The following is a 16207-nucleotide window of genomic DNA, read 5'->3' on the forward strand; positions in this document are numbered from 1 at the left end:
GGCATAACAAAGGCACAAGGAGAGCACGTTGCTGACAAAATTCTTCAAACTCCAGGAGCATGGCTCCAACGTACGCACCGAAATGGTGGCGGGTCTCACGACCTTCCTGACCATGTCGTACATCATCTTCGTCAACCCCAATATTCTCGGCACAACGGGCATGGACAAGAGCGCCGTGTTCGTGGCGACCTGTCTCGCAGCCGCGATCGGCTCGGTGGTGATGGCCTTCATCGCCAACTACCCGATCGGCATGGCGCCGGGCATGGGGCTGAACGCCTTCTTCGCCTTCACGGTCGTGGGCGCGATGGGCTACACGTGGCAGCAAGCCCTGGGGGCAGTGTTCATCTCAGGCTGTTTGTTCATCATTCTGACGGTGACGGGCATACGCTCCTGGCTGATTGCCGGGGTACCCAAATCGTTGCGATGCGCCATCGCCGCCGGTATCGGTCTGTTCCTCGCCATCATCGCGCTCGGTAACGCCGGCGTGGTCGTCGCCAATCCGGCAACGAAGATCGGCCTGGGCGATCTCCACGCCCCGCAAGCCCTGCTCGCGATTTTCGGCTTCTTCCTGATTGCCGTGCTCGACGCCCTGCGCGTTCGCGGCGCGATCCTGATCGGTATTCTGGCCGTGACGGTGCTCTCGATGGTGTTGGGACTGAATCAGTTCCAGGGCGTTTTCGCCATGCCGCCGAGCCTCGCCCCGACGTTCCTCAAACTCGACATCCCGGGCGCATTGCATGCAGGCTTCGTTCACGTCATTCTGGCGTTCGTGCTGGTGGAAGTGTTTGACGCAACGGGCACGCTGATGGGCGTGGCAAAGCGAGCCGGCCTGCTCGAAGGTACGCACTACAAGGGCCTCGGCCGCGCGCTCTTCGCCGATTCGATTGCGATTTTCTTCGGTTCGCTGTTGGGCACGAGCAGCACGACGGCCTACGTGGAAAGCGCCTCGGGTGTGCAGGCGGGCGGACGCACCGGCCTCACCGCGCTCACGATTGCCGCGCTCTTCATCCTCGCCCTGTTCATTGCGCCGCTGGCCGGTTCGGTGCCCGCCTACGCGGCCGCACCGGCATTGCTCTATGTGGCCGGGTTGATGCTGCGCGAGCTGCTCGACGTGGAGTGGGACGACATCACGGAAGCCACCCCGGCCGCCCTGACCGCCCTCGCCATGCCGTTCACGTATTCGATCGCCACCGGTCTGGCATTCGGCTTCATCTCGTACGCCGTGCTCAAGCTCTTCACGGGCCGCGCGAAGGATGTCCACCCGGCCGCCTGGGTGATCGCCGTGCTCTTCGTACTGAAGTACGTGTTCTTCCCGAGCTGATCGAGACGATGTCCCGATAGCGTGACGGCCCGCCGGAGCATCCCCGGCGGGCCGTTTGTTTCTACCCGAGGCTCACGCCCTCGCCGCCGAAATCAATTCGGCTAGCCCCGTGCGCTGGCGGCCCTGTGCGTCAAAGTTCTCCAGCGAAAGCCATTGTTCGAACCCCCGACTGATGGCCGGCCATTCGCCATCCGTGATCGAGAACCACGCCGTGTCGCGACTACGACCCCGGTAGACGATCGCCTGACGGAATATGCCCTCGAACGTGAACCCGTAACGTGCCGCCGCCCGCCGCGACGGGGCATTGAGCGCGTCGCATTTCCACTCATATCGGCGATACCCCAACTCGTCGAACGCCCGACGCATCAGCAAGTATTGCGCCTCCGTGCCAGCACGCGTGCGCTTGAGCATCGGCGAGTACGCCACGTGCCCGACTTCAATTACGCCGTTCACCGCGTCGATGCGCATGAGCGCCAACGTCCCCACCGCCCGCTCCGTCTCCCGATCGATGATCGCGTAATGCAACGGGTCGCTGGACGCCGCCATCCTGGTCGCGTACGCGTAGTAGCTGTCGAAATCCGGAAACGGCCCCCCACTCATGTATGTCCAGTCGCGACCGTCCGCGGCGCTGGCATACGCCTCGTACAGGTCCTTCGCGTGACGCTCCACGTCGATCGGCTCGATCCGGCAGTAACGCCCATCGATCGGCGCACGCGGCGGCTGCGCTCTCGACTTCCAGTCCGGCAGCGCTGCACCGATCGGCTGGTCGTATTCGTTGAAATTCGGGGCGTCAGTCATCTCGCTCATCTCCGGAAGTTGGCGCAACACGCAAGTCATGACGTCTAAAGTATCGCCTCAGTGGTACGATGAAAAGCACCACTCTTTGAGAATCTCATGGTGCCACACGCTCACTCCACCGCTCGGCAAGCCAGACCGGCGCCCCGCCCCGGCACTCCCGATCCTGCTCCGGAGAACGTCGCCGCACTGTTCGACAGCCCCCTGACGACCGGCCCCGGGCGCGCTGGCACCTCGCTTCAAAAACAACTCCTCTCCCGCCTCAAACACGCCATTCTCGAAGGTCGTTTGCCCGCCGGCGCCCGTCTGCCCGCCTCGCGCACGCTCGCCGAAGATCTCGCCATTTCACGCAACACGGTCTCGATCGTCTACGACCAACTGGCCGCCGAAGGCTTTATCGTGCCCCACCGGCTCGGTACCCGCGTCGCCCAACTCCCTCTCGATCCCCTCTTCGCCGCCAAAGCCGCACATACCGCCAGCGCCAAGACGCCGAAAGCCAATGACCCGGTGGCGACGCCCCCCAGCGCCCCCGACGGTCCCCCAACACCACTCGCCTCGCGCCGCATCCAACGCTTGCCCGCGACGCGCCACGCCGCCCGCGCCGACGAGTCGCCCCTGCCGTTTACGCCCGGGGTTCCCGCACTCACCCACTTTCCCACCAGTACCTGGCGACGCACGCTCGAACGCGTCATGCGTGAAGCCCAACCCCGCCACTATCACTACGGCGATCCCCTCGGCGAACCCGCGCTGCGAGACGCCATTGCCGCACACTTGCGGATCTCGCGCGGCGTGCGTTGCGATGCGTCGCAAGTCGTTATCACGGAAGGCGCCCACGAGGCGCTGATTCTCTGCGTCCGCCTGCTCACGGATCCCGGCGATACGGTGTGGATGGAAGACCCAGGCTATCGCGGTGCGAAGGCCGCTTTCCATTCGGCCGATGTTCGCCTTCACGCGCTGCGCGTCGACGATGAGGGGATCGTGATTCCGGAAGGACAGTGGGAACGCTCGCCGCCACGACTGGTGTATGTCACGCCGTCGCATCAGTATCCGCTCGGCAGCGTGCTGTCGGCCTCGCGCCGCCTCGATCTGATCGCGCAGGCGCGGCGTCACGGCGCCTGGATTCTGGAAGATGATTACGACAGCGAGTTTCGCCATCAAGGCGAACCGATCGCCGCCATGCAGGGGATGGTGGCCAACGCCCCCGTTGTCTATGTGGGGACGTTCAGCAAGACGATGTTTCCCGCGCTGCGCCTGGGCTTTCTGATTCTGCCGACCGCGCTCGCCGCGCAAGCCCGCGACGCCCTCGACGAACTCTTGCGCGGCGGGCATCGCTTCGAACAACTGGCACTGGCGGAATTCATCCGCAGCGGCCAGTTTGCACGGCATCTGGGTCGCATGCGACGGCTGTATCGGGAACGTCAGACGGCTTTGCGCAACGCGCTGGCCACCCACTTCGACCCGGCGTATGCGGTGATTGGCGAGCGCTGCGGCCTGCACCTGACGGTGCGGCTCGATCCCGCATTCCCGGACAAGGCGATCGTGACCGCCGCGCAGCGCGAAGGCATCGGCCCCCGCGCCCTATCGAGCTTTGCACTCGATCCACACCCCACGGATAACGGTCTGGTGATCGGCTACGGCGATACGGACGCGGCACGCATCCCGGGCCTGATCCAGCGGCTCGCCGCGATTGTCGCGGCGCAGCAGCGGGCGACGTTGGAGACGGTGGCGACCGACTGACCCCGCCGTCAGCGATTACGCCGTCTGTACGACTTTCTTGTCGGCGTCGCGCGCCTGCTCGGCTCGCGCCATCCATAGCGTGAGCAAGACGGCCGCCACAGCAGCCACTGATGCACACAGGTAGACCTCGGCATAGCCGTAAGCCCCGACGATCAGGCCCGCCACCGGTCCGGTCACGCCAAGCGCAACATCGAGGAAGACGGAGTACGCCCCCAGTGCCGCACCCCGGTTCTGTGCCGGAACCAGATTGACGGCCGCCACGCCCAACGACGGGAACACGAGCGAGAACCCCGCGCCGGAGAGCGCCGCACCGAGCAACGCCGTGAATCCCGTGGGCGCGATCCCGAGCACGATCAGGCCGAAGGCCTCGAGCGTGAATGACATCATGGCCACACGGTAGCCGCCGAAGCGCCCGATGCTGCTGCCGAAGAGCAGTCGTACGCCCATGAAGCACACGCCGAACGCGGTCAACGCCAGTGCAGCGTTGTCCCAGTGATGGCTTGCGTAGTAAAGCGTGATGAACGTGGAGATGGCACCAAAACCGATGGAGCCCAGCGCAAGCCCCATGCCGAACGGCAACACGCGACCGAGCACGGCGCGGAATGCGAGACGTTCTCCATGGATGACCGGCGTCGCACGCTTCATGCGCGCGAGCAGCAGGCCAGCGACGCCCGCCAGCGCGATCGCCGCGCCAAGTACTTGGATGCCATACGCATTGTCGAGTGCAACGCCAAGCGGCGCGCCCAGCGCAAGCGCGCCGTAGGTTGCCACGCCGTTCCATGAGATGACGCGTGCAGTGTGCGACGGACCCACCTGGCCGATGCCCCACATGATCGCGCCCGTCGACACCCAGCTCTCACCAAAGCCAAGCACAAGACGTCCAAGGATCAGCGTGAGGAGCGCCAACCATGGCACGCCGGAAAACACACCGCCCAAGGCCACGAGCAACCCGGAGGCACCGCAAGCCACCAGCCCGCATAACACGGTGCGTTTCGGGCCCCAGGCGTCGGCAGTCCGCCCGGCGTAAGGGCGCGAGAGCAGCGTCGCAAGATACTGAACGCTGATGGCCAACCCGGCAATGACCGAGCTGTAAGCGAGATCGACGTGCACGAACGACGGCAACACCGCGAGCGGCAATCCGATCGTCAGATAGCAGAGGAACGTGAAGAACACGGTGGAGACGATCTGCAGCGTCGTGGCGAACGGTGGGTTCGCAGGGCGGGTGTCGTTGGGCATTGCGCAGGAGTTCAGGAATCGACGAAACCCCAGGACGCGCCACCCCGCGCGACGGGCAAGCATCCGCGCAGGTCAACTCAATCCTAGGGTTTTCCCGGATCATACGCGGTTTCGTGACTTTTGTGTAAACGCTTAAAAATGCCCCCGCGACGGCTTTCGACGACAGCCCGTCGCGTATCCGCCAGCCGCGGCGCGGACGGCCCCCACGGCGCTCGGGGGCGACCGTCCTGCTCGGCTCAGCGGTCGACTTCCGCCAACGCTTTCAGGCTCACCGACAACATGGCCAGGTCGGCGTTACCGGCCGCGACCTGGTCGGCCAGCACACGGTGGTAGCGCGCGAGCGCGTCTGCATGCAACGTCTCCCAGTGGGCGACGCGCTTGCCCGCCGGGCTTGGGTCGGCTGGCTCGCCGGCATGCACTGGATCAAGCACCGCCTCGCCGCCCGCCAGCACGCTCGCCGTCAGGCGTCGCCGCAATACCGACAATTCTTCGAGCAAGGTGGCCCGCGCGAGGCGCTGCCAGTGCGTCTGCATCGGCAGGCCGAGCACCCCCGCCTGGAGCCAAGCGTAGCCAAGCGGTGCGTCGAGGGCGAAATACACCTGCGCGGCCAGCGACGGTTCGCACCCGCTGCTGCTCGCCACTTCGGCGATGTCGAGCAACGCCACCCGCGCGCCGACGCCCGCGGCCGTTTGTGCAAGCAACGGCGGCACGCCCGCATCGATCATGGTCTGGCATCTGGCCCGCGCGTCATCGGCGGCCGCGCCGCTGACCAGGGTGTCCAGTGTCGGCAGGATGGGCGTGAGCACAGCGCGCAGACGCTCGAGCGTCTGCGGCACGTCGGCCACACGCCGCCGCAAGAACCATAGGGTGGCGTGTTCGTGCCACTGCGCAATCGCGGCAAAGAGCGAGGCCTGCGTTTCGTGCGAGACGCGCGCGTCAAGCGCATCGATCTCGCCCCACAACGTGTCGAGGTCGTAGGCCCCCCGTGCCGCCAGACTGGCCCGCACGACGTCGGCCGGCTCAGCGCCCGTTTCCTCGCTGAGTCGATGCACGAACGTGACCCCCGCCCGGTTGACGAGCGCATTGGCCTGCATCGTCGCGAGAATTTCCCGCTTGAGCGGATGACGCAACATCGCCGCGCCGCATCGGCTCGCGAGCGGCTTGGGAAAGTACGACGGCAATTCGTCGGCAACGAAATCGGCGTCGGGCAGATCGCTTGCCAGCAGCAGGTCGTAGAGCCACATCTTGCTGTAGGCCATGAGGACCGCGCGTTCGGGGGAGGTCAGCCCCGCGCCGGACGCACGCCGCGCGTCAAGTGTTTCGTCGTCGGGCAGGAACTCGATGGTGCGCGAGAGCCGCTGTGCCCGCTCCAGGTACCGCATGAAGCGCGTCTCGTCGTCGAGCGACGCCACCGCTCGCAACCGGCCCAGTGAGAGCGCCTGCGTCTGCAAATAGTTGTCGCGCAACACAAGAATGCCGACTTCCTCGGTCATCTCCGCGAGCAACGTGTTGCGCTGCTTCAGTGTCATCTCGCCGTCCGTCACCACCAGGCCCAGAAGAATCTTGATGTTGACCTCGTGATCGGAACAATCGACACCGGCCGAATTGTCGATGGCATCGGTATTGATGCGACCGCCATGCTGCGCGTACTCGATGCGCCCGAGCTGCGTCAGCCCAAGGTTGCCGCCCTCGGCCACGACCTTGCAACGCAGTTCCGCGCCATTCACGCGCAAGCCGTCGTTGGCACGATCGCCCACCTGCGCATGCGTCTCGGTGCTCGCTTTGACGTACGTGCCAATGCCGCCGTTGTACAGCAGATCGACCGGCGCTTTCAACAACGCCCGCAACAGGTCGTTCGGCGCCATCTCCGTGGCCTCGGTGCCGATCAGTTCCCTCACCGGCGCAGAGAGCACAATGGCTTTGGCCGTGCGCGGGAACACGCCGCCGCCCGCCGAAATCAACCGTGTGTCGTAGTCGGCCCAGCTGGAACGCGGCAGTTGGAACAGGCGCTCGCGCTCGGCAAACGACGTTGCAGCATCGGGCGTGGGGTCGAGGAAGATGTGCCGATGGTCGAACGCGGCCACCAGCCGGATGTGTTTCGAGAGCAACATGCCGTTGCCGAAGACATCGCCCGACATATCGCCGATACCCACCACGGTGAAGTCCTGCGTCTGGGTGTCGACGCCCATCTCGCTGAAATGCCGCTTGACGGACTCCCACGCGCCGCGCGCCGTGATGGCCATCTTCTTGTGGTCGTAGCCGACCGAGCCGCCGGACGCAAAGGCATCGCCGAGCCAGAATCCGTACTCCGCCGAAATGGCGTTGGCGTAATCGGAAAAAGTCGCCGTCCCTTTGTCGGCTGCGACGACGAGATACGGATCGTCGCCGTCGATACGCACGGTCTGCGACGGGGGCACCAATTGGCCGTCGACGTAGTTGTCGGTCAGATCCAGCAGCCCGCGCAGGAATGTCTGGTAGCACGCCACCCCCTCGGCCAGATAGGCATCCCGGTCGCCTGGCGATGGCGGTTGCTTCACCACGAACCCGCCCTTCGAGCCGACCGGCACGATGACGGTGTTTTTCACCATCTGCGCCTTGACGAGACCCAGCACCTCGGTGCGGAAGTCTTCGCGGCGATCCGACCAGCGCAAGCCACCCCGCGCCACACGCCCTCCTCGCAAATGCACGCCCTCCACGCGCGGCGAATACACCCATATCTCGAACATCGGCTTCGGCTCGGGCAGACCCGGCACTTTCGACGGATCGAACTTGAACGACAGATAGCGCTTCTGCGTCACGCCGTCCTTGCCCGTCTGGAAGTAATTGGTGCGCAAGGTCGCTTCGAGCACGCCAAGGAACTGACGCAGGATGCGATCCTCGTCGAGGTTGGGAACGTCTTCGAGCGCCGCGTGAATTTGCGCCCGTAGCCGCTCCGCCTGCGATGCGCGAGCCGGCGCCGCCAGCCCCGGATCGAAGCGGGCCAGGAACAACCGCACGAGCATGCCCGAAATCGACGGATTTCCGGTCAGCGCATTCTCGATATACGCATTGCTGAAGGTCGACCCCACCTGGCGGATGTACTTCGCGTAGGCGCGCAAAATGCGGACTTCGCGCCACGTCAGTCCGGCGCGCAAGACCAGCCGGTTGAGGTCGTCGTTCTCGACGTCGCCCGTCCAGATGCGCGCGAACGCCTCCTCGAAGCGCAGGCGGGCATTCTCCAGGTCGACATCCGCGCCGTCGAGGCTGGTCATGCCGAAGTCGTGCATCCAGACAACGCCGGTGTCGGCCGGTTCAATCCGATAGGGGCGCTCGTCGTTGACGCGCACACCGAGGTGTTCGAGCATCGGCAGGCTGCGCGAGAGCGCGATGGGCTCGCCCGCCTGATAGATCTTGAAGCGCAGCGTGCCGGGCGCGGCCTCCAGCGGCCGGTAGAGCTGCATGGCCAGCGGCGTGGCGTCGGAAGCCTCGACCGGCACCGCGTGTCCGACGCTCAGCAGCGGCTCGATCAACTCGACGTCGCGCACCGCCATGCGCGCGGCGTAGTCTTCTCGATACGCCGCGGGGAACGCCTGCGCGTACCGCCGCAGTGCGCGCGTGCCGCGCTCTTCGCCAAACTGCTCGCGCAGCGCGTCGGACAGATCGTCCTGCCACCGGCGGGTCGCCTCGACGATGCGCGCTTCCAGATCGTTGACATCGACATCCGGCACGTTGCCCGGCTCGGTCCGCACGGTGATGTGAATGCGCGCGAGCATCGACTCGGAGAGCTGCGGCGTGAATTCAACACTGGTCCCGTGATACGCCGCCTGCAACAAGTTCTGCACGCGGACGCGCAGATCGGTGTTGAATTTCTCGCGCGGCACGAAGACGAGGCACGATACAAAGCGATCGAAGCGGTCGCGCCGCACGAACAGGCGCGTGCGCTGGCGCTCCTGCAGTCGCAGAATGCCCAGCGCGATATTGGCCAGGGGATCGACGTCGATCTGAAAGAGTTCGTCGCGCGGATATTGTTCGAGGATCGTCGCGAGCGTCTTGGCCAGATGCCCGTTGGGCAGGAAGCCCGTGCGCCCGATCACTTCGGCGACCTTGCGTCGTACGAGCGGAATTTCGTCGGCGGGCACCATGTAGACGTTCGACGTGTAAAGCCCGAGGAAGCGCCGCTCACCGCACACGCGCCCCTGCGCATCGAAGCATTTGACGCCTACGTAATCGAGATAGCCGGGACGATGGACGCTCGCCCGCGAATTGGCCTTGGTCAAAAAGATCGGCGTACTCGTCTGGGCCACGCCAATGGCCCCGGGCGACAGGCGCGTCTCGTCGGGGGTGCTGGCATCGCGGCGGGCCTCGCGCAATACGCCAAGCCCCGTGCCCGCCACGCCTTGCAGGTAGTGCTCGCCGTCGCGCACGACCAGCGCGTAATCGCGATAACCGAGGAACGTGAAATGCCGGGCAAGCATCCAGTCGAGAAACGCCTGCGCTTCGTCAATCTCCACACGCTCCGGCGGGCTCACGCTCGTTTGTTCGGCCCGCTGCCGAAGGGACTCGATGGCCGCATGCGCGGCCGCCTGCATCGCGCGCCAGTCTTCGACCGCCGCGCGTACATCGCCAAGCACGCGCTGCAATCCGTCAGCCAGTGCCTGAATGCGGTCCGGCTCGGAAAAACGGTCGACTTCGATGTGGATATACGACTCGAAGCGGCCGCCGTCGGCGCTCGCATCGCCCGCCCGTTGCGCCGTCGCGCCCGACGCCAGCAGCGCCCCGACGTCGCCGCCGTTCACGCCGTTCGCCCCTTTAGTGCCGCTATCGCCGCCATCACCGTTATCGCCCGTCACTCGCTCGCCCGCGGACACCGGCTGCCCAAGGCCACCGCCCGGCGACACGGCGAGGCGCTTGCCCGCGCCGTCGCGCTTGATGCGATAGACCGGGTGAAACGCGGAGTGCAGTGCGAGCCCCTGCCGGTTGATCTCCATCGTCACCGAATCGACGAGAAACGGCATGTCGTCGTTGACGATCTCGACGACCGTATGGCTGCAATGCCAACCATGCTGATCGAGCGTGGGGTTGTAGATGCGGATGCGTGGCTCGCCGCTGACGAACTTCTGGCCGAGTTGCCAATGCGCCATCGCCGCGCCATACAGGTCGTCGACACTGCGCGAGACAACGTCCTCGGCATCGGCCAGACCGTAGTAATGCCGCACGAAGGGCTCGAACAGCGCGACCACGTCGGGCGCACGCTCACGGGCCATCGCGACGACTTCCGCCATATGCTGGCGGACTTTCTCTTCCGGATTCACAGGCATGGGCAACCTCTGCGGGAATGGACGAGACATCGACAAGCAAAGCCATGCTACGCCCGGCGGCCCCGGACTGGCAACGGCGCGATCCCTAACCCCGCGTCGGCGCCCACCCCGGCGGCCCCGGTCGGCCCGGTATAATTGCGCATGAACTCAAAAGCCACCGATTCGCGCACCGACAGCGCCCCCTTCTCGAGCCTGCCGCTCTCGCCTGCCATGCAGGAGAACCTCGCACGGCTGGGTTACGTCTCGATGACGCCCATTCAGCAGGCGTCGCTCCCCGATATGCTCGCCGGGCACGACCTCATCGCCCAGGCCAAGACCGGCAGCGGCAAGACCGCCGCATTCTCGCTCGGCCTGCTCCAGCGCGTCGATGCCCGCGATTTCGCGGTGCAGGCCGCCGTGCTCTGCCCCACGCGAGAACTCGCCGAGCAGGTGGCGCAGGAAGTGCGACGCATCGCGCGCGCCGAAGACAACATCAAGATCCTGACGCTGTGCGGCGGCGCACCGCTGCGTCCGCAGGCGGAAAGCCTCGCCCACGGCGCGCACGTGGTCGTCGGCACGCCGGGCCGCATCATGGATCACCTTGAGCGCGGCACGCTCTCGCTCGCCGGGATCAAGACGTTGGTGCTCGACGAAGCCGATCGCATGCTCGACATGGGCTTTTTCGACGACATCGCCACGGTCGCGCGTCAAACGCCCGCCTCGCGCCAGACGCTGCTCTTCTCCGCCACGTACCCGGAGGGCATCGCGAAGCTCGCACAACGCCTGCTGCGCACGCCGCGCGAAATTCGTCTGACAGAGAAGCACGACGCCAGCAAGATTCGCCAACGCTTCTACGAAGTGCGCGAAGAGGAACGTCTGCACGCCGTGGGCCAGTTGCTCGATCATTTCCGGCCGGTCAGCACCATCGCGTTCTGTAATACGCGAGCGCAATGCCGCGATCTGACCGACGTGCTGCGCGCCGAAGGTTTTCACGCCCTGACGCTGCACGGCGAGCTGGAGCAGCGCGAGCGCGACCTCGTGCTGATCCAGTTCGCGAACCGCAGTTGCTCGGTGCTGGTCGCCACCGACGTGGCCGCTCGCGGGCTGGACATCACGCAACTCGAAGCCGTGATCAACGTCGATGTGACACCCGACCCCGAGGTGTATGTGCACCGCATCGGCCGCACGGGCCGCGCCGACGAAGCGGGCTGGGCCTTCAGCCTGGCAAGCATGAACGAGATGGGCCGCGTGGGTAACCTCGAAGCGGCGCTGGGCCACGAAGTGCCGTGGCACAAGCTCGAGGAACTCACGCCGTCGGGCGGCGGGCATCTGCTGCCGCCAATGGTCACGCTCCAGATGCTGGGCGGCAAGAAAGACAAAATCCGCCCAGGCGACGTGCTCGGCGCCCTCACCGGCGAAGCCGGCTTTGCCGCCAGCCAGATCGGAAAAATCAACGTTCTGGATAACTTCACGTATATTGCGGTGGAGCGCGACATCGCCCCGGTGGCGTTGCGCAAGTTGTCCGACGGCCGCGTCAAAGGCCGCAAGGTCAAGGTAAGATTCCTGCAGGATTAAGGGCGGGTCAGACGCCGGCGTCCGACGCCGTTTTCGGATCGTCCCCTGCGCGCCGCGCGCGGCAAGGAGGCTGCAATGAGGTCACTGCGTACCCTGTGGTTCTCTCCCGTCGCGCGCCGTGCGCGATGCTCGGCGCTCGCCGCGCTTGCCGCAGGCTGGCTGACGGCCTGCAGCACCCAGGGCGTGCCGCCCAACCCTGTCCTCACCGAAGACACGCTCGACGAGTACGCGATCGTCATCGTTGGCCTCGACACGCCACTGCAAAGCACCTGGGGGCCGTGGAATTACTCCGACTTCTCACAGACAGTGAATGGCATCGTCGGCGGCAAGGTCACGCGCACACTCAACAGCAATCCGCCGACGCGTGGCTTCGTGGCGATGCGCGTCTCGCCGCTCATGCGCAACGAGCGCTTCGGTCCGATGGAATTCACGCCGGCCGACAAGAGTTATCGCTTTCGCTATTGCAAGGGCCGCAAGGTGCCAACGGTGCAGGTCCAGCGGGGCGATGTGATCTACGCGGGCACCCTGATGCTCGATAGCCACGACGGCAAGCTCTGGCTGCGCACCGAGTTCGACATGGCGGGCGCGCGGCGCTTCGTGCAGGCGAACTATCCGTCGCTGGCCGGTAAGCTCCAGCCGCAACCGTTTACCTATTTCGAAGTGAAGAGCGAGCCCGGCTGCCGGTGAGTCCTGCCGGCACGCTTACGGCTCGTCGATGTCCGTTCCCGGCGCCAGAACGATCTCACGCCCTTCGCACAACGCCTCGGCTCGCGTGCTGAGTTCGCTGGCCACGTCCGCCAGATGCCGCCGCAGGGTGTCGGCAAGCACCGACTCGGGTTCATGCGACGGCCGCAACATCTCTACCGGAAATTCGATGGCCGGAGCCACGCGATACAGGCGCTGCGCCTGCTCATGGGCACTGGCCGCCGTGAATTGATCGAGCAGCGCGTAGCCCAGACCGTGCTCGACGAGCGCCGCCGCGAGCGAATAGGTCTGCACCATCACTTCGGCGTCCTGCAGCAACTCGGTCTGCTCCAGACGCTCGTTGATCAGGGCACCGAGCGGCGTGTCATCGTGCAGCTTGATGAGATCGCGCCCGGCGAGCGCATCGGCACTGGCCGGCCCCCGTCGCGAGAGCTTCGGCCACGCCGCGGGCACCGCCAGCACAATATGCCCCTGCGCCACCGGACGGCTCACAATGCCGGCCGCCATCGGCGGGGCCGACACGATGCCCACGTCGACCGACGAGGTGAGGATCGCCGTGATCATCTCGGTCGTGTGGTGCGTAATGAGTTCGAAGACCACGTCTGGATGCGCGCGCCGCATGCGCTCGATGGCGGCAGGCAACAGGCTCTGCGCAAGACTCGGTGTCGCGGCAATGCGCAGATGACCCACGCCATGCTGGCGTAGATTGCGCGACGTGGTACGCAGGCGTTCCAGATCACTGAAGATGCGTTCGACATCGGGATAGAGGCGACGCGCTTCGGCCGTCGGCACGAGTCGGCCCTTGACGCGGTCGAACAGCTTGAAGCCGAGTTGCTGTTCGGCATGTTGCAAGACGCGCGAGACGACGGGTTGCGACACGTTGAGCAATTGCGCGGCGCCGCTGGCCGAGCCCGTCAGTACCACTGCGCGAAACGTCTCGATATGCCGCAATTTCATGCCTGACGTTGTCCCCGTGTCGCGAAAAGCGGTTCGGCGGTGGTGCCGACCCTATAGCCAAAAGACATATGCTGCCTCAAATCCGCATAGGTTACCGAATTTTCTCGCCCTACACTGCGTAGCAAAGGTAGGGGGAAAACGCGGCCGCGAGGCCTCGCTCTCCACGCCGAATATTTTCCCGCCTTGCATTCCCTGACGTTTTTGGTTGTCATTCATCGCTATGCATATTGGAGTCATCGGGGCAGGCATCGTGGGCCTCGCCAGCGCGTATGAACTGCTGCGCGCAGGCCATGCGGTCACGGTCATCGAGGCCGGACGCGGTCCGGGTCTGGCGACAAGTTTCGCCAACGGTGGCCAACTGAGCTACGGGTACGTGTCGCCACTGGCCGCCCCCGGCGTACTTTCGCAGTTGCCCTCGCTGCTGTTCGCTCGCACCGGGCCGCTACGCATCAAGCCGTCGTTTGATCCGGACTTCTGGCGCTGGTCGATCGCATTCGTCAAGCATTGCAATGCGCAGGCGAACGCCCGTTCCACATTGCGTTTGCTCTCGCTCGGCCTGCACAGCCGCGCGGTAATGCAGGAATTTCTGGCGCGGGAATCGGTGTCGTTCGATTACCGACTGAGCGGCAAGCTCGTGGTGTACCGCGATGCGGACAAGCTCGCCGCCGCCGAACGCTCGCTCGAACTGGCCAACGGACTTGGCTACACACAGCGACGGGTCGACGCCGCGACATGCGCCATGCTGGAGCCCGCCCTGGCGACGATCGCCGGTGAGCTGGCCGGCGGCATTCACACGCCGGGCGAAGGCACCGGGGACTGCCAGTCGTTATGCATGGAACTGGCGCGGATCGTCGGTGCGCACGCCGACGGCAAGTTGCTGTATGAACGCGAAGTGACCGGCTTCGATGTGCATGGCGGCACGGTGCGGTCGATTCGCACCCGCATGGGCGACGTGGCCGTCGATGCCTGTGTCGTCGCCAATGGCCTGGCGGCGATGCCGTTGCTGCACAAGGTCGGTGAGTCGGTGTCGCTATACCCGCTCAAGGGCTACAGCCTGACGTATCGCCACGCCCCGGTCGACGCGCGCCCGCAGGTATCGGTGACGGACGCCGACAACAAGGTCGTCTACGCCAGCCTCGGCGAGCATCTGCGAGTGGCGGGCATGGCCGACCTCGTGGGGTACGACTATCGCATCGCGGCCCGGCGCATCCAGGCGCTGCGCACGCTCTCGGCGGCGTTGTTTCCCGCATTGGCCGGCGAGGGGCCCCCGCTGGAATGGACCGGTATGCGACCGGCCACGCCGCACGGCCGCCCGATCCTCCAGCGCGCGGATACGTTGGACAATTTGTGGCTGAACGTTGGCCATGGCGGATTGGGCTTCACGTTGTCGATGGGCGCGGCGCGCGTGATTGCCGATGCCATCGGCGGCAAGCGTCCCGCGGTCGATCTGGCAGGGTTTGCCCGGCTGGCCGCGTGAATCGCGTTGATCGAACATAGCCGGCCTCCCGGGTCGATCGCCGTCATGACACGGGGCGTTATGGGGTATTGCGGGGCGTCGTTTCCGTGGGGAACAGCGGAGGGACGTGTCGGGTTGTACCAGTGTTTTTGGCAGTTGACATACCAACGGCGCGGACCACCGTGCCATTCACTTCCGATAGGACAGAGACCATGAAGAAGCTGTTTGCTCCCCTGCTGCTCGTCAGCGCCGCCGCCGCCCTGTTCGCGCACACCGCGAGCGCGCAGGAACTGACCGGCACGCTCAAGAAGATCAAGGACACCGGCGTGATCGCGCTCGGGGTGCGGGAGTCGTCGATTCCGTTCTCGTACACGGACAACGCCGGCAAGACGATCGGCTACTCGCAGGAAATCGCGCTCAAGATCGTCGACGCCGTCAAGAAAGACCTGAACCTGCCGAACCTGAAGGTCACGGAAACGCCGATCACGTCGCAGAACCGTATCGCGCTGGTGCAGAACGGCACGATCGACCTGGAATGCGGCTCGACCACGCACACGTTCGAGCGCGAGAAGCAAGTAGGCTTCTCGCACAACATCTTCCTGTACTCGATCAAGATGATCGCCAAGTCGGGCTCGGGCATCACCGATCTGAACAGCCTCAAGGGCAAGACGATCGCGACGACCGCCGGCACGACCGCCGATCGGATTCTCTCGGGCAAGAAGGGTGAGGTCGGCTTCAACCTGATTCAGACGAAGGATCACTCGGACGGCTTCCTGACCGTCAAGCAAGGCCGCTCGGTGGCCTTCGTGATGGACGAGCCGTTGCTCTACGGCCAGCGCGCCGCCCTGTCGGCCGACGAAGCCAAGGGCTACGAAGTCGTCGGTCCGAACCTCCAGTTCGAAAACTATGCGTGCATGCTGCGCCACGATGATCCGGCGTTCACGAAGGTCGTCGACACGGTCATCGCCAAGATGGAGAAGTCCGGCGAGATGGAGAAGCTGTACAACAAGTGGTTCATGGAACCGGTGCCGCCGAAGAACCAGAATATGCACTATCCGATGACGGCGGAAATGCGTGCCATGTTCAAGGATCCGATCACCAAGGCTTACGACTGATCCTGTCGGACGCCGTGCGGGGCGGGGCCACGGC

10 protein-coding genes are annotated in these 16207 nt (G+C 65.3%); 6 read left to right on the forward strand and 4 right to left on the reverse strand.

All coding sequences use genetic code 11. The features are described 5' to 3' along the window. Positions 1-28: 28 nt before the first annotated feature. Positions 29-1321, forward strand: coding sequence for an NCS2 family permease (locus tag OYT13_RS16330; RefSeq protein ID WP_150562824.1), 1293 nt, complete (start codon positions 29-31; stop codon positions 1319-1321). Positions 1322-1393: 72 nt separating this feature from the next. Here OYT13_RS16330 and OYT13_RS16335 read toward each other — a convergent pair whose 3' ends face one another. Further along, complete coding sequence (locus tag OYT13_RS16335; protein WP_261938217.1) at positions 1394-2119, reverse strand: GNAT family N-acetyltransferase; 726 nt, start codon at positions 2117-2119, stop codon at positions 1394-1396. Positions 2120-2215: 96 nt separating this feature from the next. On the opposite strand from OYT13_RS16335, the gene pdxR reads away from it, so the two are divergent. Next, complete coding sequence (gene pdxR, locus OYT13_RS16340; RefSeq protein ID WP_268566619.1) at positions 2216-3853, forward strand: MocR-like pyridoxine biosynthesis transcription factor PdxR; 1638 nt, start codon at positions 2216-2218, stop codon at positions 3851-3853. A gap of 15 nt (positions 3854-3868) precedes the next feature. On the opposite strand, the gene OYT13_RS16345 is transcribed toward pdxR, so the two are convergent. Then, positions 3869-5089 carry an MFS transporter gene (locus OYT13_RS16345; RefSeq protein ID WP_268566620.1) on the reverse strand — a complete coding sequence of 407 codons (1221 nt, stop codon included), beginning with the start codon at positions 5087-5089 and terminating at the stop codon, positions 3869-3871. 236 nt (positions 5090-5325) lie between these two features. After that, the gene (locus tag OYT13_RS16350; protein ID WP_268566621.1) at positions 5326-10386 is read right to left on the reverse strand and encodes an NAD-glutamate dehydrogenase; all 5061 of its coding nucleotides are present in this window, start codon (positions 10384-10386) and stop codon (positions 5326-5328) included. Between the two features lie 141 nt (positions 10387-10527). Here OYT13_RS16350 and dbpA point away from each other — a divergent pair, with 141 nt between their 5' ends. Both dbpA and OYT13_RS16360 read left to right on the forward strand, forming a co-directional pair. Beyond that, positions 10528-11940, forward strand: coding sequence for an ATP-dependent RNA helicase DbpA (dbpA, locus tag OYT13_RS16355; RefSeq protein WP_026131565.1), 1413 nt, complete (start codon positions 10528-10530; stop codon positions 11938-11940). A gap of 75 nt (positions 11941-12015) precedes the next feature. Next, on the forward strand, positions 12016-12627 hold the full coding sequence (locus tag OYT13_RS16360; protein ID WP_017231799.1) for a hypothetical protein: 612 nt from the start codon (positions 12016-12018) through the stop codon (positions 12625-12627). A gap of 15 nt (positions 12628-12642) precedes the next feature. Here the strand turns inward: OYT13_RS16360 and OYT13_RS16365 are convergent, their stop codons facing one another. Then, a complete protein-coding gene (locus OYT13_RS16365; protein WP_017231798.1) occupies positions 12643-13602 on the reverse strand; it encodes a LysR family transcriptional regulator in 960 nt (319 codons plus the stop codon). Between the two features lie 220 nt (positions 13603-13822). Between OYT13_RS16365 and OYT13_RS16370 the strand changes: the two genes are divergently transcribed. Continuing rightward, positions 13823-15079 (forward strand): D-amino acid dehydrogenase, encoded by a 1257-nt coding sequence (locus OYT13_RS16370; RefSeq protein ID WP_268566622.1) that lies wholly within the window; start codon positions 13823-13825, stop codon positions 15077-15079. A gap of 191 nt (positions 15080-15270) precedes the next feature. Next, entirely contained in the window at positions 15271-16173 is a 903-nt protein-coding gene (locus OYT13_RS16375) for a transporter substrate-binding domain-containing protein (RefSeq protein ID WP_017231796.1), read from the forward strand. Positions 16174-16207 lie beyond the last annotated feature (34 nt).

It is taken from the genome of Pandoraea sp. XJJ-1 (assembly GCF_026802345.1).
GTDB classification, from domain to species: Bacteria; Pseudomonadota; Gammaproteobacteria; order Burkholderiales; family Burkholderiaceae; genus Pandoraea; species Pandoraea cepalis.

Bases quoted from the DNA above. Each gene is read 5' to 3' on its own strand.
- OYT13_RS16335 (WP_261938217.1), bottom strand. From the start codon at position 2,119: ATGACTGACGCCCCGAATTTCAACGAATACGACCAGCCGATCGGTGCA.
- dbpA (WP_026131565.1), top strand. From the start codon at position 10,528: ATGAACTCAAAAGCCACCGATTCGCGCACCGACAGCGCCCCCTTCTCG.
- OYT13_RS16365 (WP_017231798.1), bottom strand. From the start codon at position 13,602: ATGAAATTGCGGCATATCGAGACGTTTCGCGCAGTGGTACTGACGGGC.
- OYT13_RS16345 (WP_268566620.1), bottom strand. From the start codon at position 5,089: ATGCCCAACGACACCCGCCCTGCGAACCCACCGTTCGCCACGACGCTG.
- OYT13_RS16350 (WP_268566621.1), bottom strand. From the start codon at position 10,386: ATGCCTGTGAATCCGGAAGAGAAAGTCCGCCAGCATATGGCGGAAGTC.
- OYT13_RS16370 (WP_268566622.1), top strand. From the start codon at position 13,823: ATGCATATTGGAGTCATCGGGGCAGGCATCGTGGGCCTCGCCAGCGCG.
- OYT13_RS16360 (WP_017231799.1), top strand. From the start codon at position 12,016: ATGAGGTCACTGCGTACCCTGTGGTTCTCTCCCGTCGCGCGCCGTGCG.
- pdxR (WP_268566619.1), top strand. From the start codon at position 2,216: ATGGTGCCACACGCTCACTCCACCGCTCGGCAAGCCAGACCGGCGCCC.
- OYT13_RS16375 (WP_017231796.1), top strand. From the start codon at position 15,271: ATGAAGAAGCTGTTTGCTCCCCTGCTGCTCGTCAGCGCCGCCGCCGCC.